This window comes from Citreimonas salinaria, from assembly GCF_900107235.1.
GTDB lineage: Bacteria > Pseudomonadota > Alphaproteobacteria > Rhodobacterales > Rhodobacteraceae > Citreimonas > Citreimonas salinaria.
On the sequence record NZ_FNPF01000011.1, the window covers coordinates 68,585 to 92,173 of the forward strand.

The 23,589-nt window shown below is 67.7% G+C and carries 21 protein-coding genes and 1 pseudogene; 8 read left to right on the plus strand and 14 right to left on the minus strand.

From position 1 onward, the window contains the following. Nucleotides 1-285 precede the first annotated feature (285 nt). Nucleotides 286-1,113 (minus strand): DUF481 domain-containing protein, encoded by an 828-nt coding sequence (locus BLW27_RS13775; RefSeq protein WP_089883967.1) that lies wholly within the window; start codon nucleotides 1,111-1,113, stop codon nucleotides 286-288. A gap of 340 nt (nucleotides 1,114-1,453) precedes the next feature. Between BLW27_RS13775 and BLW27_RS13780 the strand changes: the two genes are divergently transcribed. Further along, nucleotides 1,454-2,161 (plus strand): NYN domain-containing protein, encoded by a 708-nt coding sequence (locus tag BLW27_RS13780; RefSeq protein WP_089883968.1) that lies wholly within the window; start codon nucleotides 1,454-1,456, stop codon nucleotides 2,159-2,161. A 12-nt stretch (nucleotides 2,162-2,173) separates the two neighbouring features. On the opposite strand, the gene BLW27_RS13785 is transcribed toward BLW27_RS13780, so the two are convergent. The 6 genes from BLW27_RS13785 to BLW27_RS13810 all read right to left on the minus strand — a co-directional run bounded on the left by BLW27_RS13785 (nucleotide 2,174) and on the right by BLW27_RS13810 (nucleotide 6,635). Continuing rightward, nucleotides 2,174-3,100 carry an AEC family transporter gene (locus tag BLW27_RS13785; RefSeq protein WP_089883969.1) on the minus strand — a complete coding sequence of 309 codons (927 nt, stop codon included), beginning with the start codon at nucleotides 3,098-3,100 and terminating at the stop codon, nucleotides 2,174-2,176. A gap of 30 nt (nucleotides 3,101-3,130) precedes the next feature. Next, complete coding sequence (locus tag BLW27_RS13790) at nucleotides 3,131-4,039, minus strand: ornithine cyclodeaminase family protein (protein ID WP_089883970.1); 909 nt, start codon at nucleotides 4,037-4,039, stop codon at nucleotides 3,131-3,133. Further along, complete coding sequence (locus tag BLW27_RS13795; protein WP_089883971.1) at nucleotides 4,036-4,656, minus strand: HAD family hydrolase; 621 nt, start codon at nucleotides 4,654-4,656, stop codon at nucleotides 4,036-4,038. Before BLW27_RS13795 ends, BLW27_RS13790 begins: the two co-directional genes overlap by 4 nt. After that, entirely contained in the window at nucleotides 4,653-5,111 is a 459-nt protein-coding gene (locus BLW27_RS13800) for a YaiI/YqxD family protein (RefSeq protein ID WP_089883972.1), read from the minus strand. The genes BLW27_RS13795 and BLW27_RS13800 overlap by 4 nt, the downstream gene beginning before the upstream one ends. Beyond that, nucleotides 5,108-5,935, minus strand: a complete 828-nt coding sequence (gene fghA / locus BLW27_RS13805) for an S-formylglutathione hydrolase (protein WP_089884022.1) — start codon at nucleotides 5,933-5,935, stop codon at nucleotides 5,108-5,110. The genes BLW27_RS13800 and fghA overlap by 4 nt, the downstream gene beginning before the upstream one ends. 85 nt (nucleotides 5,936-6,020) lie before the next feature. Continuing rightward, nucleotides 6,021-6,635, minus strand: coding sequence for a TetR/AcrR family transcriptional regulator (locus BLW27_RS13810; protein ID WP_089883973.1), 615 nt, complete (start codon nucleotides 6,633-6,635; stop codon nucleotides 6,021-6,023). A gap of 554 nt (nucleotides 6,636-7,189) precedes the next feature. Between BLW27_RS13810 and zapE the strand changes: the two genes are divergently transcribed. Continuing rightward, nucleotides 7,190-8,245, plus strand: a complete 1,056-nt coding sequence (gene zapE, locus BLW27_RS13815) for a cell division protein ZapE (protein ID WP_089883974.1) — start codon at nucleotides 7,190-7,192, stop codon at nucleotides 8,243-8,245. A 277-nt stretch (nucleotides 8,246-8,522) separates the two neighbouring features. On the opposite strand, the gene BLW27_RS13820 is transcribed toward zapE, so the two are convergent. Next, nucleotides 8,523-9,797 carry a bifunctional folylpolyglutamate synthase/dihydrofolate synthase gene (locus BLW27_RS13820; RefSeq protein WP_089883975.1) on the minus strand — a complete coding sequence of 425 codons (1,275 nt, stop codon included), beginning with the start codon at nucleotides 9,795-9,797 and terminating at the stop codon, nucleotides 8,523-8,525. Further along, on the minus strand, nucleotides 9,794-10,735 hold the full coding sequence (gene accD / locus BLW27_RS13825; protein ID WP_089883976.1) for an acetyl-CoA carboxylase, carboxyltransferase subunit beta: 942 nt from the start codon (nucleotides 10,733-10,735) through the stop codon (nucleotides 9,794-9,796). The genes BLW27_RS13820 and accD overlap by 4 nt, the downstream gene beginning before the upstream one ends. Before the next feature lie 180 nt (nucleotides 10,736-10,915). Between accD and BLW27_RS13830 the strand changes: the two genes are divergently transcribed. The 6 genes from BLW27_RS13830 (at nucleotide 10,916) to BLW27_RS13855 (ending at nucleotide 18,995) form a co-directional block, all read left to right on the plus strand. Then, on the plus strand, nucleotides 10,916-12,166 hold the full coding sequence (locus tag BLW27_RS13830; RefSeq protein ID WP_177177908.1) for an ABC transporter substrate-binding protein: 1,251 nt from the start codon (nucleotides 10,916-10,918) through the stop codon (nucleotides 12,164-12,166). Nucleotides 12,167-12,174: 8 nt separating this feature from the next. Continuing rightward, on the plus strand, nucleotides 12,175-14,901 hold the full coding sequence (locus BLW27_RS13835) for a putative bifunctional diguanylate cyclase/phosphodiesterase (protein ID WP_177177909.1): 2,727 nt from the start codon (nucleotides 12,175-12,177) through the stop codon (nucleotides 14,899-14,901). A gap of 86 nt (nucleotides 14,902-14,987) precedes the next feature. Next, nucleotides 14,988-16,751, plus strand: a complete 1,764-nt coding sequence (gene ilvD / locus BLW27_RS13840) for a dihydroxy-acid dehydratase (RefSeq protein WP_089883979.1) — start codon at nucleotides 14,988-14,990, stop codon at nucleotides 16,749-16,751. Between the two features lie 77 nt (nucleotides 16,752-16,828). After that, complete coding sequence (locus BLW27_RS13845) at nucleotides 16,829-17,350, plus strand: dihydroxy-acid dehydratase (RefSeq protein WP_218141121.1); 522 nt, start codon at nucleotides 16,829-16,831, stop codon at nucleotides 17,348-17,350. A gap of 28 nt (nucleotides 17,351-17,378) precedes the next feature. Beyond that, nucleotides 17,379-17,987, plus strand: coding sequence for a DUF6478 family protein (locus tag BLW27_RS13850; RefSeq protein ID WP_143042271.1), 609 nt, complete (start codon nucleotides 17,379-17,381; stop codon nucleotides 17,985-17,987). 93 nt (nucleotides 17,988-18,080) lie between these two features. Beyond that, nucleotides 18,081-18,995 (plus strand): DMT family transporter, encoded by a 915-nt coding sequence (locus BLW27_RS13855; RefSeq protein ID WP_089883982.1) that lies wholly within the window; start codon nucleotides 18,081-18,083, stop codon nucleotides 18,993-18,995. Here the strand turns inward: BLW27_RS13855 and BLW27_RS13860 are convergent. The 5 genes and pseudogenes from BLW27_RS13860 to BLW27_RS22120 form a co-directional block, all read right to left on the minus strand. Then, complete coding sequence (locus BLW27_RS13860) at nucleotides 18,992-20,314, minus strand: NAD(P)/FAD-dependent oxidoreductase (protein ID WP_089883983.1); 1,323 nt, start codon at nucleotides 20,312-20,314, stop codon at nucleotides 18,992-18,994. The two genes, BLW27_RS13855 and BLW27_RS13860, sit on opposite strands and share 4 nt — an antisense overlap. Next, nucleotides 20,311-21,132, minus strand: coding sequence for an ABC transporter permease (locus BLW27_RS13865; protein WP_089883984.1), 822 nt, complete (start codon nucleotides 21,130-21,132; stop codon nucleotides 20,311-20,313). Before BLW27_RS13865 ends, BLW27_RS13860 begins: the two co-directional genes overlap by 4 nt. After that, entirely contained in the window at nucleotides 21,129-22,061 is a 933-nt protein-coding gene (locus tag BLW27_RS13870; RefSeq protein ID WP_089883985.1) for an ABC transporter permease subunit, read from the minus strand. Before BLW27_RS13870 ends, BLW27_RS13865 begins: the two co-directional genes overlap by 4 nt. After that, on the minus strand, nucleotides 22,058-22,561 hold the full coding sequence (locus tag BLW27_RS22115; protein ID WP_425429297.1) for a TOBE domain-containing protein: 504 nt from the start codon (nucleotides 22,559-22,561) through the stop codon (nucleotides 22,058-22,060). Before BLW27_RS22115 ends, BLW27_RS13870 begins: the two co-directional genes overlap by 4 nt. 189 nt (nucleotides 22,562-22,750) lie before the next feature. Further along, nucleotides 22,751-23,539, minus strand: a pseudogene (locus BLW27_RS22120) (ABC transporter ATP-binding protein); the annotation flags it as partial. Between the last annotated feature and the right edge of the window lie 50 nt (nucleotides 23,540-23,589).

The window sequence follows — 23,589 nt, forward strand, 5'->3', positions numbered from 1 at the left end:
ACCGAGCCTCGTGCCTGCGGAGTATCCAGCGTGGTAACGCGGCGCGGGGTGGCCCGTTCCGCCGGCGCTGCCAGCCGGTCGTGCCCGGCGGGGGCGAACCTCGGCTGATGCGGGAGGAAAGAGCATTCGAGAGTGCAGGACGGCGCGCATCTGCCGCGATCGAACACGCTGCTCACGTGCGCAGTCGTGCGCGCAGGTGAAAACGAAACGGGCGCACGGTTTCCCGTGCGCCCGATCGAACAGGGCGTGCGAAGTCGCGCGCCCCGCTATCAGGCGGTCAGCCGATCAGTTGAGGCCGACGACCAGCGACACGCCCAGCGTGTTGTCGGTGGCTTCGAAGCCGGCCTTGGGGTCGGTGTGATGCTCGGTCCCGAGGCTGGTGCGCAGCGCCAGGCGATCGTTCAGCGCGACATTCATGCCGATCTCGTTGTAGATGACCGTGTCCGACTCGGATGCGATGACGTCGGTGTCGTTGGTCAGGAACGTGGTCGGCGAGACCTGGTACGAGAACGCCGACGACAGGCTGAGCGCCTCTTCCTCGAAATCGGCGTCGAGCGCGTCGTCAAGCTCGGCCACGCGGTAGCCGGGGCCACCCTGGACGGCCCACTTGATGGTCGGCTGGTCGTAGATCCAGTAACCGGCGCCGATGCCGACGAAGGTGTCGCTGTCATAGGCCGAGAATTCGTCGACCGTGCCCTGCACCTTCGCGAAACCATAGGCGCGCGTGGTGAAGTCGCGAGTGTACTGGAAGTCGTAGAACAGGCTTTCCTCGGTCGTGTCGCCATCGTCCTCGGCATAGGTGTAGTTCAGACGCAACTCGTAGCCGTTGGTGCCGTCGTAGTAGCCCAGGTTCGAGCCGATGCCGAGATAGACGTCGTCGCTGTTGCCGCTGGTGGCGGTGCCTCGCAGCGCGATCGAGCCGTCGAAGCCGAGCGTGCGGCCGCGGTTGCCGAAGTCGTCGATGTCACGCTCGAAGTCGTCCTCGATCGCGTCGGTCAGCGCCTCGTTGCGGTCCTCGGCCATGTTCGTGTTGTCGAACGCGGTCTGCGCGAAGGCGGGCGAGAAGGCGACGATGCCGGCCAGCGTCAGGTATGGAAGTGCGCGGTTTCCCATTGGATTCCCCTTTCGGTTTGATGACGTGCTTTGAACACGGTCACCTAGGCCATTGATCCCGCCCGTCCGCCCCCTGCGCGTCATGTGTTGCACGGTTGCGACGGTCCGCGCTGACGTGATCTTGCCGCCACGGTGCGCAAAAAATATTTAAGCCAATGAATTAAATCTATAAAAACTCATTTTCCGCCAAGTATCCCTGAAACTTTCAACAAGATGTGAAGAATTTAATGGAACTCTCCGGTTGCGTGGCGGAACCGCAAGACAGGCCAGACGGGTGGCGCCATCGCCCCTCGTCACCGGGGGCGTCGCGCGCTACAAGGCGGCAACGAACGGAGGCCCCATGCCAGACGAGACAAAGCTGCTTGCCGTCCTGATCGACGCGGACAACACCTCGCCGAAATACACCAAGGCGATCTTCGACGAGATCGCGTCGATCGGGCAGGCGTCGGTGCGGCGCTGCTACGGCGATTTTTCCAGCCATCAGATGCACGGCTGGTCCAAGGTGCAGGCCGAGTTCGGGCTGGTGCCGCATCACCAGCCCGCCAACACCGTGGGCAAGAACGCCAGTGACATCGCGCTGGTTATCGACGCGATGGACCTGATGCACACGGGCCGCTTCGGTGGCTTCGTGCTGGTCAGCTCGGATTCCGACTTCACACGGCTGGCGTCGCGACTGCGCGAGCAGGGGCTGGATGTCTACGGCATGGGCATGCAGAAGACCCCCGACGCCTTCCGCAAGGCGTGCAAGCGGTTCATCTACCTCGAGAACCTCGACAACGCGCCGGAAAAGGCCGAGGGCGAGAAGGCCGCACCGACAGGCGACCTGAAGGAAGCGCGCGACCTGATCTTCAAGGCGATGGAAGGGCTGGACCAGGACGACGAGTGGTACGCGCTGGGCCCGCTGGGGCAGTACATCACCGCCGCGCATCCCGACTTCGACACCCGCACCTACGGCAAGCGCAAGCTGTCGGACCTCGTGGCCGACCTGAAGGTCTTCGAGACGCGGCGCGGACCGGGCAACCAGCTTCTCGTGCGGCGGGTCGACTGAACGCGGCGGAACTCAGGCGCTGACCAGTGCGATAACACCGGTGACGGTCAGGATCGACAACGTCGTCGAGATCAGGATCGAGGCCGACACGCGCTGGGGCGCCACGCCGTAATGCTGCGCCAGAATGAAGACGTTGCCCGCCACCGGCAGCGCCGCCGCCGAGATCGCGACGGAGGCCTTGTAGGGGTCGGCCGGGAACACGACCAGCGCGCCCAGGGCCACCAGGCCGGGATGCAGCACCAGCTTGCAGAAGCTGAGCCAGCCCGCAACCTGCAGCCGCTCGGCTGACTTTGAGGCCAGCGACGCGCCGATGGCGAACAGGGCTCCGGGTGTGGCGGCGTTGCCGAGGATGGTCAGGAAGTCGCTCGCCGGGGCGGGCAGGTGCAGGCCGGTCGATGCGAAGGCAAGGCCCAGCACGATCGCCACGATCATGGGGTTCTTCACCAGCCCCAGCAGGACGGTTCGCAGCACCGCCCCCATTCCGCCCGTGCCGCGCGAGCCGGTGACGAGAATCACCAGCGCCGACGAGAAAACGATGAGGTCGATGGACAGGACCAGGATGATCGGGCCGACGGCCTGCTGCCCCAAGAGTACGGCTAGCATCGGCACGCCGAGAAAGCCGGTGTTGCCGATGGCGGCGCATTGCGACTCGATCGCCGCGGTGGGCGTGTCGAGGCCGCGCAGGAAGGCCACCAGCATCGCGATGCCGTAGACGAAGGCGGTGCCCCAGAGGTAAGCCATCGCCAGTTGCGGATCGAAGATCTGGTCGATCGACAGCGTGGCCGAGAACCGGAACAGCATCGCCGACAGCGCAAAGTAGAAGACGAACTTGGTCAGGTAGGCGGTGGCTTCCTCGGGAAAGAAGCGGGTGCGCGCGGCACCATAGCCCAGCCCGATCAGGGCGAAGAAGGGCAAGGTCTTCAGCAGGATCTCAAGCATGGGCGCGGGCGCGCGACGCCGGGCGGCGCATCAGGGTGCGTCCACCGAGTCGAGGATGTGGCGCGCGACCATCAGGTCGAGATGCGCGCCGCCGCCGTTCTTGAACAGCGTGATCTCGTCGTCGCTGTCGCGCCGCATGCGGTCGCCGTCGTAGTAATCCGCGATCACGTAGTCCGGCGTGATGGCGCCGGATTCGAGCGGGATCTTCAATTCGCCGATATGGCCCAACGTGGTGTCGCGGCTGTCGACGAAGATCCGCGCGCGTTGCAGCGCCGTATCGTCGGCCTCGCGCATGTCGGGACGGTAGGCGCCGATCAGGTCCAAGTGCGTGCCCGGGCGCAGCCAGTCGCCTTTCAGGAACGGCTCGGTCGCCATAGTGGCGCAGGCGACGATGTCGGCGCCGCGCACGGCGGTCTCCAGATCGTCGGTCCAGCCGATGCCATGCGCCGTGGCAAAGCCGCGCGCCTTCTCGGGCGTGCGGTTCCAGACCGTGAAACGCGCCTTCGGGAAGGCGGCGGAATAGGCCTGCACCAGCGAGGCGCCCACGGTGCCGGCGCCGGCGATGACGATGTGTTCGCTGTCGGGGCGGGCAAGGCGCCGGGCGGCGAGCAGGCTGTCGCCGGCGGTCTTCCACTTGGTCAGCAGGTGGAAGTCGATCACCGCGGCGAGCATGCCTGAATCGTCCTGGTAGAGCGTGGCCGCGCCGTTGACGACCGCGCGTCCCGCATCGGGATTGCCAGGGAAGATCGTCGCCACCTTGACCAGCAGCCCCAGCCCGTCGATCCACGCCGAGCGGTTCAGCGTGGTGTCGCGCCCGCGATAGAGGAACACGTCCGCGATCTCGGCCTTGGGCAGACGGTGGCCGGAGGCGATCGCGTCGGCGAGTTTCAGCCAGCCGAGCCGCGCCTCGCCCTCGGCAAAGGAAATCGTGCGGGTCATCGGGCCTGCTCGTTGGTCAGCAGGCCTTCGACCACCAGGCGCTGGGCCCATCCCTCGGAGCCGGTGAACAGGTGCGTCAGCCAGCCGCGGGCGTTGGCGGCGGCGATGTTGTCGGGCTTATCGTCGGTGAACAAAAGCGCCTGCGGGGGGATCCCGCAATCGGCCTCGACCTGCGCGTAGATTTCCGGTTCGGGCTTGATGACGCCCATGCGCGCCGAGACGTAGGTGCGGTCGAATTCCGACAGGAAGTCGAATTCCGGCGTGGCTACCGCCCAGGTGCCGATGCCGAAATTCGTCAGCGCGAAGACCGGCACGCCGTTGGCGCGCAGGGCGCGCAGCAGGCGCACGGAATGGTCGATCCGCGGCGTGGCAAGCTCCAGCCAGTTGTCGTGCCACATGCGGATCGCGTCGGCCCATTGCGGGTGCCTTTCGGCCCAGTCGTAGATGGTTTCGCGGAAGTCGCCGCCGCGGTCGACGTGGTCGTTCATGCCGTGCAGGTCGACCTCGGCGAACATCGCGCGGCGCGCCTCCTCGCCGATGACGCGGTCGTAGTAGCGTTCGGGCTGCCATTCGATCAGCACGTTCCCGATGTCGAAGATCACCGCCTGCGGGATCATGTCGTCTCCTTCGCGGCCTTGCGAAGCGCGGTTTCCAGCGCGTCGAGGAAGCGGCTTCGGTCGGGCTTTGTAAAGCCCTTGCCGCCACCTTGCCGGAACGGGTCGGCAGCGCGGAGGTCGGCCATCAGGTCGCGAGTGGCCAGCTGCTGGCCGATGTTGCGCGCGTCCAGCACCGACCCGTCGTGCCGCAGCACCTGCGCGCCGGCCTCGACGCACTTCGCGGCCAGCGGCATGTCGGCGGTAATGACCACGTCGCCGCGGGTCGCGCGCTCGGCGATCCAGATGTCGGCCACGTCGGGGCCTTCGGGAACGATGACATGCTCGACCAACGGGTTCTGCGACGGCCGCAACCCGCCGTTGGACACCATCTTCAGCGGCACGCGGTGGCGGGTCGCCACACGTTCGGCCTCGGCCTTCACGGGGCAGGCATCGGCATCGACGTAGAGGATCGTCACGAGAAAAGCGCCTCGGCGTGGAAGGTGACGTGATCCTCGATGAAGGACGAGACGAAGAAGTAACTGTGGTCGTAGCCCTTCTGCATGCGGAAGACGCCGTCCTGCCGTGTGGCGGCCATCGCTTCGGCCAGCGCCTCGGGCATCAGCTTGTCAAGGAACTGGTCGTCTGTGCCCTGATCGATCAGCACGGGGACGCCGAGCCCGCCCTGGCGCATCAGCAGAGTGGAATCGTGCGCGGCCCATGTGGCCTCGTCGTCGCCGAGGTAAGCGTTGAACTGCTTGCGGCCCCAGTCGGACTGCGTCGGGTGCGCGATGGGCGCGAAGGCCGAGACGGATGCGAAGCGGCCGGGGTGGCGCATCGCGAGGGTCAGCGCCCCGTGCCCGCCCATCGAGTGTCCGGTAATCGCCTGCCGGTCCAGGTCCAGCGGGAACTGGGACAGTGCGGCGGGAAGCTCGTCTGCGACGTAGTCCCACATGCGGAAACGGGATGCCCAGGGGGATTCGGTGGCGTTGACGTAGAAGCCCGCGCCTTGGCCCAGGTCGAAGGCATCGTCGTCGGCCACGTCGGCGCCGCGCGGCGAGGTGTCGGGAAACACGAGCGCGATGCCGGCCTCGGCCGCCCAGCCCTGCGCGCCGGCCTTGGTCATGGCGTTCTCGTGCGTGCAGGTGAGGCCCGAGAGGTACCACAGCACCGGCACGGGGCCGTCTTCCGCCGCCGGGGGCAGGTACAGCCCGAAAGTCATCGGGCCGCCGCAGGCCGTGCTGTCATGGGTGTAGACGCGCTGCGTGCCGCCGAACGCGCGGCTTTCGGACTTGAGTTCCATCGCCTTGACCTCCGCCTGTTCGATGTTGCGGCGGTTATAGCCCCGAGCGCCGCGCTTGGCCACGCATGCGGCGGAGATGCGCCGGTCAGGCGCTGTAGCGGGCCATGAAGGTTTCCATGGCGCCGTCGACGACGCGCTCGATCTCGTCCGGGGAAAAGCCGTCGCGCAGGCCGAAGACCAGCTTGGTCCACAGATCGGCCTTGCAAAGCTCGGCGAACTGGTCGGCGGCCAGATCCAGGTCCTCGATGCAAAGCTCGCCCCGGTCGCGCGCGACCTTCAGGTAGTCCACCAACGCCACGTGCAGGGTCATCGGGCCGCTGCGGTAGAACTCGCGCCCTAGCTCGGGAAAACGGTCGGACTCGGCGACGCAGATGCGAAAGACCCGCTGGCCCATCGGCGAAAAGATGAAGCCAAGGAAGGTCGTCGCGGCCTTGCGAAGGACGACGCGCGGCGGTTGCGACAGGTCCATCGTCATCATCGCCTCGTCGGCCTGCCGCTTGCACTGGGCGGTGGCGACCTCGATGAACAGCAGGCGCTTGTCGGAAAAGTAGCTGTAAAGCGTGGCCTTGGACACGCCCGCCACGCGCGCGATGTCGTCGACGCTGGCGCCTTCGAAACCGTCGCGCAGGAACACCTCGCGTGCGCCGGCGACCACCTGATCGAATTTGCGTCCCCTGCGCACAAGTGCCTGTGCCGACATGCCACCTCCACCCGTTGCGGACCTACAACGTAAACCGGGTGGTTCAGTTCCTGCAAGCCATGCCGTCGCGGCGCCTATCCTTGCGCGCGGACGAGGCGGCGGCCGGGGGAATGCCGCCGTCCGAGGGGATTACCGGGTGCAGCGCGGAGCGGTCTCGCAGTCCTGGATCGAGACTGGGGGCGCCGGGACAGGGGCCGGAAAGGTCAGGTCTGGCAGAAAGGCCGGGCCGACGTCGGCGTGCCCGGCGGTCGCGCCGAGGGCAAGAAGGGTGGCAAATGCGATGTGCTTCATGGGTGTTCTCCAAAGATGCTGATTGAACTAAACCATACAGTTTAGTTTAGAATAAGTAAACCAACCGGTTTACTTGTGCAGGGCGGCCATTCGATCGTTCCCCACGGGGACCGCGGAATCAGGCACAGAGTTACCTTACGTCAATCACGCACAAGGCGCTGTGACATGAGTCACGTGTTTGGACGCCGCGCCCGCACGGGACGCTGTTCCGGCGCAGCCATCGAGGGCTACACCTTCCCCTTGGCGCAGCGTATGACGCCGGCATGACAACCGTCCCTGAATTGTACCGCGCCCGCGCCGCCGAGGGCCACCTGACCCCGGATCCGGCGCAGGAAGACGCGCTGCCCGAGCTTGAGCGCATCCGCGCCGCCTTGGCAAATCCGCCGCGCAGGGGCCTGTTCCGCCGCGCCCCCGAGCCGCCGAAGGGGCTGTACCTGTGGGGCGGCGTGGGGCGCGGCAAGTCTATGCTGATGGACCTGTTCGTCGAGACGCTGACCGTCCCGGCGCGGCGCGTGCATTTCCACGCCTTCATGCAGGAGATCCAGGCCGGGATTCACCGTCTGCGCCAGCAGGGGCAGGACGACCCGATCCGGCAGGTCGCGGCTTCGGTCGCGCACAGCGTGAAGGTGCTGGCCTTCGACGAGATGCAGATCACCGACATCGCCGACGCGATGATCGTCGGCCGGCTGTTCGAGCAGCTGTTCGAGCGGGGCTGCGTGGTGGTGACGACCTCGAACCGGGCGCCGGACGACCTATACAAGGACGGGCTGAACCGGCAGCTGTTCCTGCCGTTCATCGACCTGATCAAGATGCGGCTGGTGGTGCACCGGCTGTCCTCGGACAAGGATTACCGGCAAGACCGGCTGACTGGCGCGCAGGTCTATTTCACCCCCGCTGACGCCGGGGCGCGCAAGGCAATCGACAAGATATGGCAGGACCTGACCGGCGGCCATGAGGAGACGCTGACCCTGACGGTGAAGGGGCGCGCGGTAGAACTTCCGCGCTATCACAACGGCGTGGCGCGGGCGCGGTTCTACGACCTGTGCGGCCACGCGCTGGGCCCGGCGGATTACCTCGCGCTGACCGAGGCGGTGCGGGTGCTGGTGCTCGAGGACATCCCCCGCCTGTCGCGGCGCAACTTCAACGACGCGCGCCGCTTCGTGACGTTGATCGACGCGCTCTACGAGGCGAAGGTGCGGCTGATCGCCAGCGCGGCGGACGCGCCGGAATCGTTGTATGTCGAAGGCCGCGGCAGCTTCGAGTTCGAGCGCACCGCCTCGCGCCTGCGCGAGATGATGGCCGAGGGCTGGGGCGGCTGACAGACAATAAAAAAGGAGGTCCCGAAGGACCTCCGATACTGCTCTTTTTATCGGTTCTGCCTGCCGTGAATTCGGGTCGCACGGATGCCGTCGGCGCGGCGTCGCGCCATTTGGCCCGTCGATGGAAAGGGTCGGGAAGGTCGGTGGCTGGATCCACTCGATCACTGTTCAAGACGTAGCGAATCACCGTGCTTCGGTCAACATCTAGTGTGCGCACGCGAACAAAAAACTACCCCTCATGCGCGAGCGCTAGATATGGCGTTTCGTTAACGAAGGCTTAGCCATCTTCGCGCAGCACGTGGCCCGCCAAGTAGAGTGAACCGCAGATCAGCACGCGCGCCTCCGGATCGCGCTTGGCGATTGCGTCGAGTGCTGCGCCCACGCTGTCGGCAACGCGCGCGTCGTGGCCGGTTTCCGCGGCTAGGCGCGCGGTCTCTTCGGCGGGCAGGGTGTTGCGCTCGCCCGGGATTGCCACGGCGGTCAGGCTGCGGGCCAAGGGCGCCAACGGGCGCAGGAAGCTGCGCGCGTCCTTGGTGTTCAGCATGCCGCAGACCAGATGCGTGGGCCGCTCGGACAAGCGCGACAGGTGCGTGGCCAGCGCCTGCCCGGCGGCGGGGTTGTGGCCGCCGTCGAGCCATAGCTCCGCCCGGGGAACGCGATCTGCCCAGTGGCCCGCGGCCAGGCGCTGCATCCGGGCGGGCCATTCGGCGCACGTAAGGGCGGCCTCGGCGGCGCGGTCGTCGAGGCCCATCAGGCGCAGCACGGCCAGCGCCGCGCCCGCATTGTCAATCTGGTGCGCGCCGGGCAGGTTGGGCAGCGGCAGGTCCAGCAGGCCGCGTTCGTCCTGGTAGACCAGCCGGTCACGTTCCTGCGCAGCGTGCCAGTGCTGACCCTGCACCAGCAGCGGCGCGGCCAGACGCTCGGCGCGGGCCTCGATCACGGCTTCGGCCTCGGGGTGCTGACGGGTGACGATGCAGGGCACGCCGCGCTTGATGATACCGGCTTTTTCGCCCGCGATCTTGCCCAGCGTGTCGCCGAGGTATTGCTCGTGGTCCATGCTGACGGGCGTGATGACGGTCGCGGCGGGCTTCTCGATGACGTTGGTGGCGTCCAACCGGCCGCCCAGCCCGACCTCGAGCAGGGTGACGTCGGCGGGGGTACGCGCCATCGCCAGGATCGCGGCGACGGTGGTGATCTCGAAATACGTAATAGGCGCGCCACCGTTGGCGGTCTCGCATTCGTCCAAGACGGCCGACAGGGCGGATTCGTCGATCAGGTCTCCGGCAAGGCGGATGCGTTCGTGGAAGCGCACCAGATGCGGCGAAGTGTAGACGTGGCAGCGTTTGCCCGCTCCCTCAAAACCTGCGCGCATCATCGCGATGGTCGAGCCCTTGCCGTTCGTGCCGGCGACGTGGACCACCGGCGGCAGGTCGTTCTGCGGGTTTCCCAGCGCATCCAGCAGGCGCCAGACCCGGTCCAGCGTCAGGTCGATGATCTTGGGGTGCAGCGCCATCATCCGTACGAGGATGACGTCCGAGGCCGCGGTCGTCATGTCTTGGCAGCGCCCTTCACGGCGTCGGGCTCAGTGCCGGCGGCCGCGTCGTCTGGACCGGGCGCGGGCAGGTCGCCCCACGTCGCCGGCGGCGCCTTCATCAGCATCCGTGTCAGCACGATCAACTCTTCGCGCAGCTTCCGGCGGTCGGTCACGCGGTCGAGCATGCCGTGCTCGAGCAGGTATTCGGCGCGCTGGAAGCCCTCGGGCAGCTTCTCGCGGATGGTCTGTTCGATCACGCGGGGGCCGGCGAAGCAGATCAGCGCGTTGGGTTCGGCGATCTGCACGTCGCCCAGCATCGCGTAGGACGCGGTAACGCCGCCGGTCGTCGGATGCGTCAGCACGACGATGTAGGGCAGGCCAGCCTCCTTGAGCATCTGCACTGCGACGGTGGTGCGCGGCATCTGCATCAGCGACAGGATACCCTCCTGCATGCGGGCGCCGCCGGCGGCCGAGAACAGGATCAGCGGCCGGCCCAGTTTGACGGCCTCCTGCGCAGCGGCAATGATGGCGTTGCCGACATACATCCCCATCGAGCCCGCCATGAAGCTGAAATCCTGCGCCGCCGCGACGATGGGCATGCGTCCGATCTCGCCGGTGGCGACCAGCATGGCCTCTTTCTCGCCGGTCGTGCGCTGCGCGGCCTTCAGCCGGTCGGGATAGCGCTTCTGGTCGCGGAAATGCAGCGGGTCGGTGACCGGCTCTGGCACCGCGACCTGGTTGAACACCCCGCCGTCGAACAGCGCCGTGAAGCGGTCGCGCGGCGTGATGTGCATGTGGTGGTCGCAATTGCTGCACACGTTCAGGTTGTCGCTGATCTCGCGGTGGAACAGCATGGTTCCGCAGGCGTCGCATTTTGCCCACAGGTTCTCGGGCACCTCGCGGCGCGAGAAGATCGAGTTGATGCGGGGGCGAACGTAGTTCGTGATCCAGTTCATGCGCGGATCCTGCTGCGGCTGACAGCCCGGACTTAAAGCCCGGCCCGCGGGAATGCAATCCGCGCGGCAGAGCCCATTAACAACTTCGAAGCCTGTTGGCCCTTACGCTGCCGCCGACACGAGGGAGGCGACGGGTGAACCCGCATGGGCATTCCTAGACATGGGAACAGGTGTTGGCGTGTGCGGCTGTCCGGGCTTTGCGCCGGCGTCCTGCTGTGTCTGGGTGCGTTCGGCGCATCGGCGCAGGCGATGCAGGACCGCTGGCGCGTGTATCTCGACGCCGACTTCACCCATGCTCCGGCGGTCGCGCAGGGGATTGAGGCGGGCATCCTCGCCGCGCTCGACCATCATGGCGCGGCAGGGGATATCACAATCCTGACGCAGGACCACCGGGGCAATTCGCGGCGGTCGCTGGACACGATGCGCACTGCTGCGTCCGATCCGCTGGCGCTCGCGGTTGTCGGGGGGATGCAGTCGCCGCCCTACCTGACCTACAATGCCGACATCAATGCGCTTGGCATCCCGGTGCTGCTGGCTTGGGCTTCGGCTGCGCCGATCACGCGCAGTGCGCCCGCTGTCCGCAACTGGATGTTCCGCGTGTCGGTCGACGACAGGAGCGCGCTGCCATACCTGGCGGGCCAGGCGCTCGCGGCGGGCTGCCGCCGCCCGGCGAGCGTCGTGGTCGACACGCCATGGGGCATCGGCAGCGCGGCCGAACTGACCCGGCAGTTCGCGATCCTGGCACTGCAGCCTTCGGGGCTGTGGCGCATACCGCTGGGGGCCGGACAGGCGGTGGCCTCCGGAGTGGCGAAGCAAATGGGCGAAGCGGATTGCGTGGTGCTCGTGGTCGATACGCTGAACGCGGCGAGTCTTCTGCGAGAGCTGGCACAGCGGGACCGGCCGCCGCGGGTGTTCGCGCATTGGGGCATCTTCGGCGATCCCGACCTGTACGACGGGATAAGGGTGCCGCTGGCGCGGATAGATCTGCGCGTACTCGGCTCGTGTGCGCTGCGCCGGGCCGCCGCGTCCGGGGGGCCGCGCGGCGCGGCCGCGAATATCGTCGCGCGGCGCGGCGACGTACCCGACTTCGGGGGGCTGCCCGCCCCGCACGCGTTCTTTCACGGTTTCGACGTGGCGGCGCTGCTGATCGCCGCCTATACGCAGGCTCGGGCGCAGCCGGACTTCGACGCCGGTCCCGCCGCGCGGCGGGCCGTGATCCGCCGGGCGCTATACGGGCTGGACGAGCCCGTGCGGGGCTTCGTGAAGACGTATCGCGCGCCGTTCTCGCCTTTCCATCCCCACAACCCGGACGGCCACGAGGCCCTGACGGCCGATGACCTGTGCATGAGTCGCTTCGACGCGCTCGGGCGTCTCCGGCCAATCGCTCCTGCCCTGCGGGCGGCAACCGTCGCATGGCCCCAGCGCGAATGACCGCAGGAATGTCTGCTGACGGCCGGCGCCGCTTCGCGTCGCGCGGCAGGCGCGGCGATCCGGCATCCGGGCGGATCGCGGCCGCGCGGTCGCGATTGGCCGACGGCAAGATCCTGGGCAAGCGGTTCACCTGGGTGGTGGCCGCCGGATACGTCGCGGCGATCCTCGTGGTCGGGTTCGGGGTGCGCTTCAGTGCGCAGCCTTTCCTGGACCAGATGCAGCGTGAAGCGATGACGGAACGCGCCGCCGCCCGCGCGCGCGACATCGACGATCGCATAGCCGAAGTGGTCGACACGATCCGTCACTTGAAAAGCGACGACGCGATCTCGCGCTTCGTGATGGGATTCGACCGGGCGGCGTTCAAGGTCGAGGACGTGCTGGCCGAGCTGGATGGGCAGAAGCACGTGCGCCATGCGATCCTCGACTACAAGGGCACGCCGATCCTGCGCTCCCCCGGCTTCATGCTGCGCGAGAGCAAGGCGGCCTTCGCCGCGAACGAGTTCTACAGCGCTGCCCGTCTGTTGAGCACCGCCAATCCGCTGGCCGAGGCGGTCCGGCTGCGGATGTCCGACGTGGACGGTCTGGCGCACATTCTGGTGGTCCTCCCGGTCACCTCGCGCGGGCTGGCCGAGGGCGCGCTGATCGTCGAGCGCGTGATCGAACTGCCCTCGGTCGCCGCGGTCGGGCTGACGCGACCGTTTTCCGACAGCGACTGGGTCGTCATGTCGACATTCCAGCTGAGCATGATCGGTCAATGGCGCGGGCTTGAAGCCCAGCCGGTCCACGCCCCGATCGGTGACACTGGTTATGCCCTGGTGCGGCTGGCCAACCACGAGGAGATCGCGACGCTGGGCTGGGACCTGGTCCAGAGCGTGCTGTTCGTCGTCGTCTGGGGCATGGCCTTGCCGTTCCTCGGCATGGTCATCTTCGGGCGCGGTGTCATATTGAAGCCCTACGAGGCGCTGGCGGCATCGCGCCAGAAGCTGGCGCGCAGCCAGAAGGAGGTGGCCGAGCTTGCCCAGATCGCCACCATGACGCACGAGGCGATCCTCGTGACGGACCGCGACCGGCGGATCATCTGGATCAATCCGCCCTTCACGGTTCTCAGCGGCTACGACGAGGACGAGGCGCTGGGCCAGCACCCTGGCCGCCTGCTGCAAGGACCTGAGACCGATCCCGCGACGATCGCCCGCCTGCGGGCCGCGATCGAGGCTGGTCGGCCGATCCGCGAGGACCTCGTGAACTACCGCCGCGACGGCCGCCCCTACTGGGTGTCGCTGTCGATATCGCCGCTCAGCGGTGAGGACGGCGTAGTCGACCGCTATGTCGCGATCTCGTCCGACATCACCCATAAGAAACTGGCCGAGCGCAGGCTGGAGGATGCGCGACGCGAGACCGAACATCACGCGCTGCACGATGCGCTGACCGGCCTGCCCAACCGGCGCAGCGTCGACGCGATGCTCGAGGCCGAGATCGGCAGCGACCCCGGCGCCCGCACGCTGGTGCGCGTCGATCTGGATCACTTCAAGGCGGTGAACGACACCCACGGCCACGCCGCAGGCGATCACGTGCTGAAGCATGTAAGCGACGTCCTGCAGGCCGAGATCGACGAAACCGACTTCGCCGGGCGCATCGGTGGCGACGAGTTCGTCATCGCGCTGGGTCCGGGGCGGAACGCCGATGACGGCGTGGCGCTGGCCGAGCGGTTGCAGGCCGCCATCCGCAAGGACGTGGTGTTCGAGGGCAAGACCTGTCGCGTGGGTGCAAGTTTCGGCGTCGCCAGCTCCGAGGGCGGGCTGATCACGAACAGGCAGCTTCTGGTCGCCGCCGACGCCGCACTCTACGAGGCCAAGGAGCACGGCCGCAGCCAGACGATCCTGTACACGCCCGAGATACATGCCGGCGTGCAGGACAAGCGGCGCCTGTCGGTCGAGATCGAGCGCGGCATCGAGAACGAGGAATTCGTGCCGCTGTTCCAGCCGCAGGTCGACGCGGTGACCGAGCGCGTTGTCGGCGCCGAGGTGCTGATGCGCTGGCAGCACCCCGAGCGCGGCGTGCTGACCCCCGACCAGTTCCTGCCGATGGCCACGCGACTGGCGCTGCTCCCCGAGATCGATCGCATCATCTATCGGCAGGGCTTGCGTGCCGCCGCCGAGATGGAGCGCGTCGGCCACGGGCTGCCGAAGATCTCGTTCAACGTCGGCTCGGCGCAGATCGAGGACCCGGGGCTGATCTCGGTCTCGGACCTGTACGAGCTCGAAAGCACGACGGTGGCCTTCGAAATACTGGAAAGCGTCCTGGTCGAGGAGCAGTCGAGCAACTTCCGCTTTCAGGTGGACCGGCTGCGCGACCGGGGTTACCGGATAGAGGTGGACGATTTCGGCTCGGGGCATGCGTCGGTCGTGGGGCTGATGCAACTGAACCCGGACGCCATGAAGATCGACCAGAGGCTGATCATCCCGATCATCAGCTCGGCCCGGACCCGCGATCTGGTGCGCCATATCGTGGGCATCGGCCGGTCCTTCGGTATCTCTGTCACCGCCGAGGGCGTCGAGACCGCCGAGCATGCCGTGATCCTGCGCGAGTTGGGCTGCAACACCCTGCAGGGATTCCACTATGCCCGGCCGCTGAACGTGGTCGAGCTGCTGGACATGGTCGAGGAACGCGGCACGATCCGTCCCGGCGCGACCGGCGACGATCCGGTCGCGGACAACCGTGCGGGCCGCCCGGGATGAGCGCGCGCGGCGGCGGCATCGCGCTTGAACGGTGCAGGGGGCTTCGCTATGCCGGATCGGAACATGCCACCCGGAAGGAAGCCGCCATGCTGAAGCGTCGGTTCGACAAGTCGAAATTGCCCAGCCGTTACGTGACCGAAGGCCCCGAACGGGCGCCGCACCGGTCCTACTACTACGCCATGGGCATGACCGAGGACGAGATCCACCAGCCTCTGGTCGGCGTCGCCACCTGCTGGAACGAGGCCGCGCCGTGCAACATCGCGCTGAGCCGGCAGGCGCAGGCGGTCAAGGGCGGCGTCAAGCAGGCCTACGGCACGCCGCGCGAATTCACCACGATCACCGTCACCGACGGCATCGCGATGGGCCACGAGGGCATGCGCTCGTCCCTGGCAAGCCGCGAGGCAATCGCCGATACGGTCGAACTGACCATGCGCGGCCATTGCTACGACGCGATCGTCGGCCTCGCCGGCTGCGACAAGTCGCTGCCGGGGATGATGATGGCGATGGTGCGGCTGAACGTACCGTCGGTCTTCATCTACGGCGGCTCGATCCTGCCGGGCCGCGCCCCTCAGGTCGACGAGATCCCCGAGGATTTCCGCACCCGCGACCTGACGGTGCAGGACATGTTCGAGGCCGTCGGGCGGCACCAGAACAACCAGATGTCGGATGCCGCGCTCGACATGCTGGAGCGGGTGGCCTGCCCTTCGGCGGGTGCCTGCGGGGGGCAGTTCACCGCCAACACCATGGCTTGCGTCTCCGAGGCGGTCGGGCTGGCGCTGTTCAACTCGTCCGGCATGCCGGCGCCCTACGAATCCCGCGACCAGTACGGCGAAGCCTCGGGCCACGCGGTGATGAACCTGCTGGAAAAGAACATCCGCGCCCGCGACATCGTCACCCGCAAGGCGCTGGAGAACGCGGCAAGGGTTGTCGCCTGCACCGGCGGGTCGACCAACGCGGGCCTGCACATGCCCGCCATAGCGCACGAGGCGGGGATCGAGTTCTTCCTCGACGACGTGTGCGAGATTTTCCGCGACACGCCCTATTTCGTCGATCTCAAGCCCGGCGGCCAGTTCGTGGCCAAGGATCTGTACGAGGCGGGCGGCGTGCCGGTGGTGATGAACGAGCTGCGCAAGGCCGGCCTGATCCACGAGGATTGCATGACCGCGTCGGGCTACTCCGTCGGCGAGGAACTGGACAAGGTCACGCGAAAGGCCGACGGCAAGGTCATCCACGCCATCGACAACCCGATCACGAAGACCGGCGGCGTCGTGGGGCTCAAGGGCAACCTCGCCCCGCAGGGCGCCATTGTGAAGGTTGCCGGCATCGCGGCCGAAGACCAGGTCTTTACCGGTCCTGCGCGCGTGTTCGAATGCGAGGAAGACGCCTTTGCCGCCGTCAAGGCGCGCCAGTACGAAGAGGGCGAGGTCATCGTCATCCGCAACGAGGGCCCCGCTGGCGGCCCCGGCATGCGCGAGATGCTGTCAACCACCGCGGCGCTGTCCGGGCAGGGCATGGGCAAGAAGGTCGCACTGATCACCGACGGGCGCTTTTCCGGCGCGACGCGCGGGTTCTGCGTGGGCCATGTCGGCCCCGAGGCCGCGCATGGCGGCCCCATCGCGCTGCTGAAGGACGGCGACATGATCACCATCGACGCGGTCCAAGGCACGCTGTCGGTCGATCTCGACCAGACCGAGCTGGACCGCCGGCGTGCGGCCTGGGGCGGCCCGCGCGACACGATCTATGCCTCTGGCGCGCTCTACAAGTACGCGCAGCTTGTCGGCGAGACCTACAAGGGGGCGGTGACGCATCCCGGCGGGGCGGCCGAAAAGCACGTCTACATGGATCTGTAACGCAGGTGCTTCCCGCCTACTGCCTTGCCTGCCTTCTGATGGCCTTCGCGACCGCCGCCAGAAGCCAAGACGCGGAGATGGCGGCGGACGGGGCGCACCTCTTTCCGCTCACGCAGACGACTTTGGCGGGGGGGGCGATCGCCATCGCCGGGCCGGCGGGTTACTGCATCGACCGGCAGACCTGGCGGGACGACGGCGAGTCGGGCTTCGTCCTGATCGCTCCCTGCACGCATACGGATGGCAGCGACGCGCGGGAGGGCGCGGTGGCGCCGCTGGTCGTCAGCGTCACGGTCGGCCCGCCAGGAGCGGCCGCCGATCTGCCCGAGCCCGCCGCGCTGGCCGAGCTTGCGGGCATGCCATTGATCGCTGGACAGACGCGCGACGGGCTGGTTCTCGTGCATCTCTCCGACGGCGGGCGCAGTGCGATCCCCGACGGCGACGCCCGCCACTGGCGCGGCGCCTTTCTGCAGAAGGGGCACCTGCTCGGCCTGGCGCTTTACGCCCCCGAGGGTAGTGCGCTGGCGGATGCGGAAGGCGCCGCCTTCCTGACCGCGTTGCGCGCCCGGATCGAGGCGCTGAACCGTTCGGGCCCCAGATGAGCGAACGGACCGCCACGGAGCCGGGCGGGTGATCGGCGTGGGCCTGTTGTGCAGTCTCGCTCGGCGCGCTTTTGCGACAGGTCCGCGTACGGGCGACGGCGCCACAGGTATTTGGCGTTCTTGGCGGCCCAAGGCTTGGCTGCGTCCGCTGGACAAGCCCGAAGTGCCCGCTCCGCTCGGCCCCACCTCGTTCGGCGCAGGGCTGACGCTGTTCCACGATTGCCCGCGCGCCGAGATCGGGCTTGCCCAGATCGGCGCGGACCGGCCGCCGCATGGCGTGGCGGTGTCCGTGGCGCGGTTCGAGGGCAGCTATCTGTCGCTTGTCGTCGATCTGCCCGAAGACCTGGCGCGGCAGCTGGGTGCGCGGGACGTCGTCGTAATTCATCTCCTCTTGGACGCCGCCGCGTCCCCCCTCGCCCGACTGAACCTGCGCACGGGTCCGAACGTGATTACGATGGCACGGCCCTTGCGGGCAACGGATGATCGTCGGATCGCCGAGTTCGATCTCGGCCGGTCGGGGCTGGGCGGCGGGGGCGTGTCGGCCGCCTGGATCGACCTGCTCTTCGATGCGGCGTCCATTGGACGTATCTGCGTCGGTGATCTGGTTGTCACGCGGCATCGCCGTGCCGCATTCTGACTGGCGCTTGCCATATTCACGCCGGGTGATCGCGTTGACCTTCCCGCCACGGAAGCTCACGGTGGACAGACCCCGGTCCGAAATGGAGTCTTGATGTTTCCGCTGCGCAGCATCGCGCTGAAGCTCTCCTCCGTCTTTCTGTTCACGATCATGGCATCGCTGGTGAAGGCCAGCGCCGAAGCCGTGCCGCCCGGACAGGCGGTGTTCTTCCGCTCGCTCTTTGCCATGCCGATCATCATCGGCTGGCTGGCGATGCGCGGCGACCTGAGGACCGGGCTGATGGTGAAGCGTCCGCTGGGCCATTTCTGGCGCGGCGTGATCGGCGTGGCGGCGATGGGCTTCGGCTTTGCCGCGCTGGGCCTGCTGCCGCTGCCCGAGGTGACGGCGCTGGGCTACGCCTCGCCCATGCTGACGGTGCTCTTCGCCGCCGCTCTGCTGGGAGAACGGCTGCGCCTGTTCCGGATGAGCGCGGTGGCGCTGGGGCTGGTGGGCGTCGCGGTGGTCATGTGGCCGCGCCTGACGCTGGACAGCCTTGAGGGCGCGGCGACGCTCGGCGTCTTGTGCGTGCTGGCATCGGCCGCGCTGCGGGCGCTGGCGCAGATCCACATCCGTCGGCTGGTCGCGACCGAAGAGACCTCGGCCATCGTGTTCTATTTCTCGCTGACGGCGACGGCGCTGTCGCTTCTGTCGGCGCCTTTCGGGTGGGTGCTGCCGTCCGGGTCCGTGGCGGCGATGCTGGTCGGCGCGGGGTTGATCGGCGGCGTGGCGCAGATCCTGCTGACCTCGGCCTACCGCACGGCCGAGGCCGCGGTGCTGGCGCCGTTCGACTATGCCTCGATCCTGTTCGCGATCCTGTTCGGCATGGCCTTCTTCGACGAGGTGCCGGGGCCGAACGTGATCGTGGGATCGGTCATCGTGATGGCGGCGGGCGTGATCATCGTCTGGCGCGAGCGTGCGCTGGGCCTGCAGCGCGGCAAGGCGCGAGCTAACATGACGCCGCACGCCTAGAGGTCGAAGGCCTCGCCCATCGCATAGGCGGGCCACAGCGACGCACGCCGGAAGCGGCCCAGCGGAAAGCGCGGCGGGATGGACTGCATGGCGCGCGGCCAAGGACGGCGCGGCGCGCGACCCTGCACGACGTCGGCCATCAGCGCGCCGGTGTAGCTGGCCATCGCCACTCCGTTGCCGTGGTAGCCAAGACCCGCGAACAGGCCCGGGTGGTCGGGCACCGCGCCGGCGAAGGGCACCAGCCGCGCCATCAGGCACACGAGGCCCGCCCATTCGTGGGTGATGCGCACGCCCTGCCACGCGGGGAACAGCCGGGCGAAGTCGGCGCGGATCTTGCGTGCGATGACCGCCTGCGCGCGCGGCGTGACGCGCAAGCCTCCGCGCATCCCGAACAGGAAGCGCCGGTCCGGCATCAGGCGGAAGTAATGCAGAAGGTGCCGGGTGTCGTAGGCCATCTGCGACGATGTCCAGCCCTGCGCCGCAAGCACGTCCTCGCCCAGCGGTTCGGTCACGATGACCGAGGATTGCACCGGCAGGGTGCGCCCGGCGATCCAGTCGGGCAGGTCGTCGGACGTGTAGCCGTTGGTGGCGATCAGAACCCGGTTCGCGCGGAGCGCTCCGCCGGCCGTGTCCAGCCGCCAGCCGCCTTCGGCGCGGGTCAACCGGGTGACGGCGCTGTCCTGGAACAGCAGCGCGCCGGCCTTTTGCGCGGCCCGCGCAAGGCCGGCATGATATTTTCGCGGGTTCAGGGCGAACCCGATGGGCATGGTGGCGGCGCCATGCCACGGCCCGCCGAGACCGTTCTCGCGCAGCCCGTCGCGCGGGATCAGCGTGGGCGCGATTCCGAAATCGACGCGTGCCGCGTCCTGATCGGCCCGCATGCGCGCCCACGCCTTGGGCGTGTGGGCAAGCAGCGTCTCGCCCTCGGAATGGCGGTCCACGTCGATGGCGTGGTCGCGTAGCAGCCCGTCGACCAGTTCGACGGCGGCCACCTCTGCCGTACGCCATTCGGCCAGCCCCTCGGGTCCGTAGCGGCGAAGCAGCAAGGTCCGCGGCGCCTTGGCCCCGCCGAGACAGCAGAACCCGCCGTTGCGCCCCGATGCGCCCCAGCCGGGATGCTCGGCCTCGAGCAGGGCCACGTCGACGCCGTCCTGCGCCAGGTGCAACGCCGCGGACAGCCCGGTGAAGCCGCCGCCGATGATCGCCACCTCGCAGCGCATGTTGGTCTCAAGCACCGGCCACGGGTCATTCGGGACGGTCTCGGCCCACCAGCAGTTGCCCTGCGGGCCATAGGCGGCGGGCTCGTAGAGACGCTTCATCCGGTGGCGCGCAGGCCTGCCTGTTCCTCGCGCGCCTGCCGGATGGCACCGCGCTTCGAGATCAGCGAGGCGGTGATGACGCCCACTGCAACGATGGCGATCATCAGCGTAGACAGTGCGTTGATCTGCGGGCTGACGCCAAGGCGCACCGCCGAGAAGATCTTGATCGGCAGGGTGGTCGCGCCGGGGCCGGTGGTGAAACTTGCGATCACCAGGTCGTCGAGCGACAGGGTGAACGCCAGCAGCCAGCCCGAGATCACCGCCGGCGCAATGATCGGCAGCGTCACCAGCCGGAACGCCTGGAAGGGAGAGGCGCCGAGATCCAGCGCGGCCTCCTCCAGTGCGCGGTCGAACGTGGCCAGCCGCGAGGACACCACGACCGAGACGTAGCACATCGAGAAGGTCGTATGCGCCAGCACCACGGTGAACACGCCGCGGTCGATGTTGAGCCCGATGAACAGCAGCAGCAGCGACAGGCCGGTGATCACCTCGGGCATCACCAGCGGCGCATAGATCATGCCCGAGAACAGCGTGCGCCCCGGGAAACGCCCGGCGCGGATCAGCACGTGCGCGGCCATCGTGCCCAGCACCGTGGCGATCGTCGACGACAGCACCGCGACCTTCAGCGTGACCCAGGCGGCGTCGAGGAACTCGGCGTCGCGCAGCAACTCTCCGTACCACTTGGTCGAGAAGCCCGCCCAGACGGTGACCAGCCGGCTTTCGTTGAACGAATAGAACACCAGCAGGATCATGGGCAGGTAGAGGAACGCGAAGCCCAGCGTCAGCGAAGTCACGTTGAACCAGGAAAAGCCCCTCATCCCTCGGCCTCCCGTTGCTTCTGCTCGTTGCGCTGGAACAGCACGATCGGAATGATCAGGATCATCAGCAGCACCACGGCCACCGCCGAGGCCACCGGCCAATCGCGGTTCGAGAAGAACTCCTCCCACAGGACCTTGCCGATCATCAGCGTGTCCGAGCCGCCCAGCAGGGTGGGGATCACGAATTCGCCGATCGTCGGGATGAAGACCAGGAAGCAGCCCGCGATGATGCCGCCCTTCGACAGGGGCAGGGTCACCAGCCAGAAGGCCTCGGTGCGCGAGCATCCAAGATCCTCGGCCGCTTCCAGAAGCGAGGAGTCCATCTTGTCCAGCGTGGCGTAGATCGGCAGGATCATGAAGGGCAGGTAGGTATAGACCACGCCGATGTAGACGGCGATGTTTGTGTTCATGATCTGCAGGGGCACGTCGATCACGCCCAGCCACAACAGCACCGAGTTCAGCGTGCCCTCGTTCGACAGGATGCCCATCCACGAATAGACGCGGATCAGGAATGAGGTCCAGAACGGCAGGATCACCAGCATCAGCAGGGTGGGGCGCCATTCGGGCGCCGCGCGCGCCATGCCGTAGGCGATCGGGTAGCCCACCAGCAGCGTGATGATCGTCGACACGGCGGCGATCTGGAGCGAACTGAGATAGGCCTTCCAGTAGAGGCTGTCCTCGGTCAGGAAGACGAAGTTCTCGAAATCGAGCCCGGCGAAGAAGTCGCGCAGGCCGGCGAGGCCCGCGGACAAGTCCAGCTGCGGCATGTAGGGCGGCCGCGCCAGCGCGATGTCCGAAAGCGAGATCTTCAGCACGATGAAGAACGGCACCAGGAAAAGCGCGACCAGCCACAGGTAGGGCACGGCGATCAGGACCGCCTTGCGTAGCGCCTCTCCGCGGTGGCGGGTGTCGAGGCCGTCGCCGCTCATTCTTCCAGCACCACGCCCGCGGTGGCCGAGAAGCCGACCCAGACCTCGTCCTCCCACGTGATGTCACGGCGCGAGAGGCGCCGGGTGTTGGCGGTCTGCGCCTTGATCATCGAGCCGTCCGCCAGCTGCACGTGGTAGGTCGAGATGTTGCCGAGGTAGGCGATGTCGATGACCTTGCCGCGCAGCGTGTTGGGCATGTCGAGCGCCGCTTTGCCGATGCTTACCTTCTCGGGGCGCAGGGCCAGAACGACCGGCTTGCCGTCCAGCGCGGCGTCGCCATTGGTCGCGATCACGGGCGGCTGGCCCTCGGCCCAGTCGATGACGATGCCGCCGCCCGCGAGCGCATCGGGATCGTCGGCGTGCGCCGGTGCCGGTTTGGCCTGAGCGGCGTCGCGCGGCGGGGCGGTCTGGGGACGGTCAGAGGTTGCGCGTTCCTGCGGCGAGGGCGCCGGCAGCAGCTTCTGCTGCGGCTTGCGCCGGCCCAGGATCGGAAACAGCACCTTGTCGTGCAGCCATTCGCCCAAGGCGTTGGGCTGCGGCGCGCGCGGATCGACCGGCAGGGCCGCCTCGGCGGCGGAGCGTTCGGAGGCGGTTTGTTCGGGCGCGGCCAGATTGGGCGCGACGGCCGCCGCCGCGGCGGGCTCGGGCGCAGTCGGTCCCGCGACCGCCTCGGCGGCGACGGAGGGCGTCTCGGGCCGGGCGCGGGCGGTGCCGCGGACTAGGTTAACGTCGCCGATGAAGTCCGCCACGTAGACCGAGATCGGCGCCTCGTAGATCACCGAGGGCGTGGCGACCTGCACGATGCGCCCCTCGTCCATCACGGCAACGCGGCTGGCCACCGTCATCGCCTCTTCCTGGTCGTGGGTGACGATGACGAAGGTGGTGCCGGTCTTTTCCTGGATGTCCATCAGCTCGAACTGCGTCTCTTCGCGCAGCTTGCGGTCGAGCGCGCCCAGCGGTTCGTCCAGCAGCAGCAGTTTCGGCGCCTTGGCCAAGCTGCGCGCCAGCGCCACGCGCTGCCGCTGTCCGCCCGAGATCTGGTGCGGCTTTCGGGTCGCGAACTTGTTCAGCCGCGTCAGGCGCAGCATCTCGTCGACGCGGGCGGCGATCTTGTCCTTTGGCTGGCCTTCGCGCTTCAGGCCGAAGGCGATGTTGTCCCAGACCGACAGGTGCGGGAACAGTGCGTAGCTCTGGAACATCATGTTCACGGCGCGCCGGTTGGGCGGCACGCCGCTGATGTCGCGACCGTCCAGCAGGATCGCGCCTTCCGAGGGGTCCTCGAACCCGGCAAGCATCCGCATCATCGTCGTCTTGCCGCAGCCCGACGGGCCGAGCAGGGCAAAGAACTCCTTGCTGTAGATCGCCAGCGACAGGTCGTCGATCGCGACGAACTCGCCGAAGCGTTTCGTCACGTTGCGGAACTCGATAAGCGGCTTTTCCTCGGGATCTTCCCAAGGGGCGAAGACGGTCTGGGCCATGTTTGCTGGGTCCGGTCGGCAAGGGGCCCGCCCTGATCGCAGGGCGGGCC

Excerpts from the sequence above, each read along its gene's own strand:
- BLW27_RS13775 (WP_089883967.1), bottom strand. The coding sequence starts at position 1,113 with ATGGGAAACCGCGCACTTCCATACCTGACGCTGGCCGGCATCGTCGCC.
- BLW27_RS13780 (WP_089883968.1), top strand. The coding sequence starts at position 1,454 with ATGCCAGACGAGACAAAGCTGCTTGCCGTCCTGATCGACGCGGACAAC.
- BLW27_RS13785 (WP_089883969.1), bottom strand. The coding sequence starts at position 3,100 with ATGCTTGAGATCCTGCTGAAGACCTTGCCCTTCTTCGCCCTGATCGGG.
- BLW27_RS13790 (WP_089883970.1), bottom strand. The coding sequence starts at position 4,039 with ATGACCCGCACGATTTCCTTTGCCGAGGGCGAGGCGCGGCTCGGCTGG.
- BLW27_RS13795 (WP_089883971.1), bottom strand. The coding sequence starts at position 4,656 with ATGATCCCGCAGGCGGTGATCTTCGACATCGGGAACGTGCTGATCGAA.
- fghA (WP_089884022.1), bottom strand. The coding sequence starts at position 5,935 with ATGGAACTCAAGTCCGAAAGCCGCGCGTTCGGCGGCACGCAGCGCGTC.
- BLW27_RS13810 (WP_089883973.1), bottom strand. The coding sequence starts at position 6,635 with ATGTCGGCACAGGCACTTGTGCGCAGGGGACGCAAATTCGATCAGGTG.
- zapE (WP_089883974.1), top strand. The coding sequence starts at position 7,190 with ATGACAACCGTCCCTGAATTGTACCGCGCCCGCGCCGCCGAGGGCCAC.
- BLW27_RS13820 (WP_089883975.1), bottom strand. The coding sequence starts at position 9,797 with ATGACGACCGCGGCCTCGGACGTCATCCTCGTACGGATGATGGCGCTG.
- accD (WP_089883976.1), bottom strand. The coding sequence starts at position 10,735 with ATGAACTGGATCACGAACTACGTTCGCCCCCGCATCAACTCGATCTTC.
- BLW27_RS13835 (WP_177177909.1), top strand. The coding sequence starts at position 12,175 with ATGTCTGCTGACGGCCGGCGCCGCTTCGCGTCGCGCGGCAGGCGCGGC.
- ilvD (WP_089883979.1), top strand. The coding sequence starts at position 14,988 with ATGCTGAAGCGTCGGTTCGACAAGTCGAAATTGCCCAGCCGTTACGTG.
- BLW27_RS13845 (WP_218141121.1), top strand. The coding sequence starts at position 16,829 with ATGGCGGCGGACGGGGCGCACCTCTTTCCGCTCACGCAGACGACTTTG.
- BLW27_RS13855 (WP_089883982.1), top strand. The coding sequence starts at position 18,081 with ATGTTTCCGCTGCGCAGCATCGCGCTGAAGCTCTCCTCCGTCTTTCTG.
- BLW27_RS13860 (WP_089883983.1), bottom strand. The coding sequence starts at position 20,314 with ATGAAGCGTCTCTACGAGCCCGCCGCCTATGGCCCGCAGGGCAACTGC.
- BLW27_RS13865 (WP_089883984.1), bottom strand. The coding sequence starts at position 21,132 with ATGAGGGGCTTTTCCTGGTTCAACGTGACTTCGCTGACGCTGGGCTTC.
- BLW27_RS13870 (WP_089883985.1), bottom strand. The coding sequence starts at position 22,061 with ATGAGCGGCGACGGCCTCGACACCCGCCACCGCGGAGAGGCGCTACGC.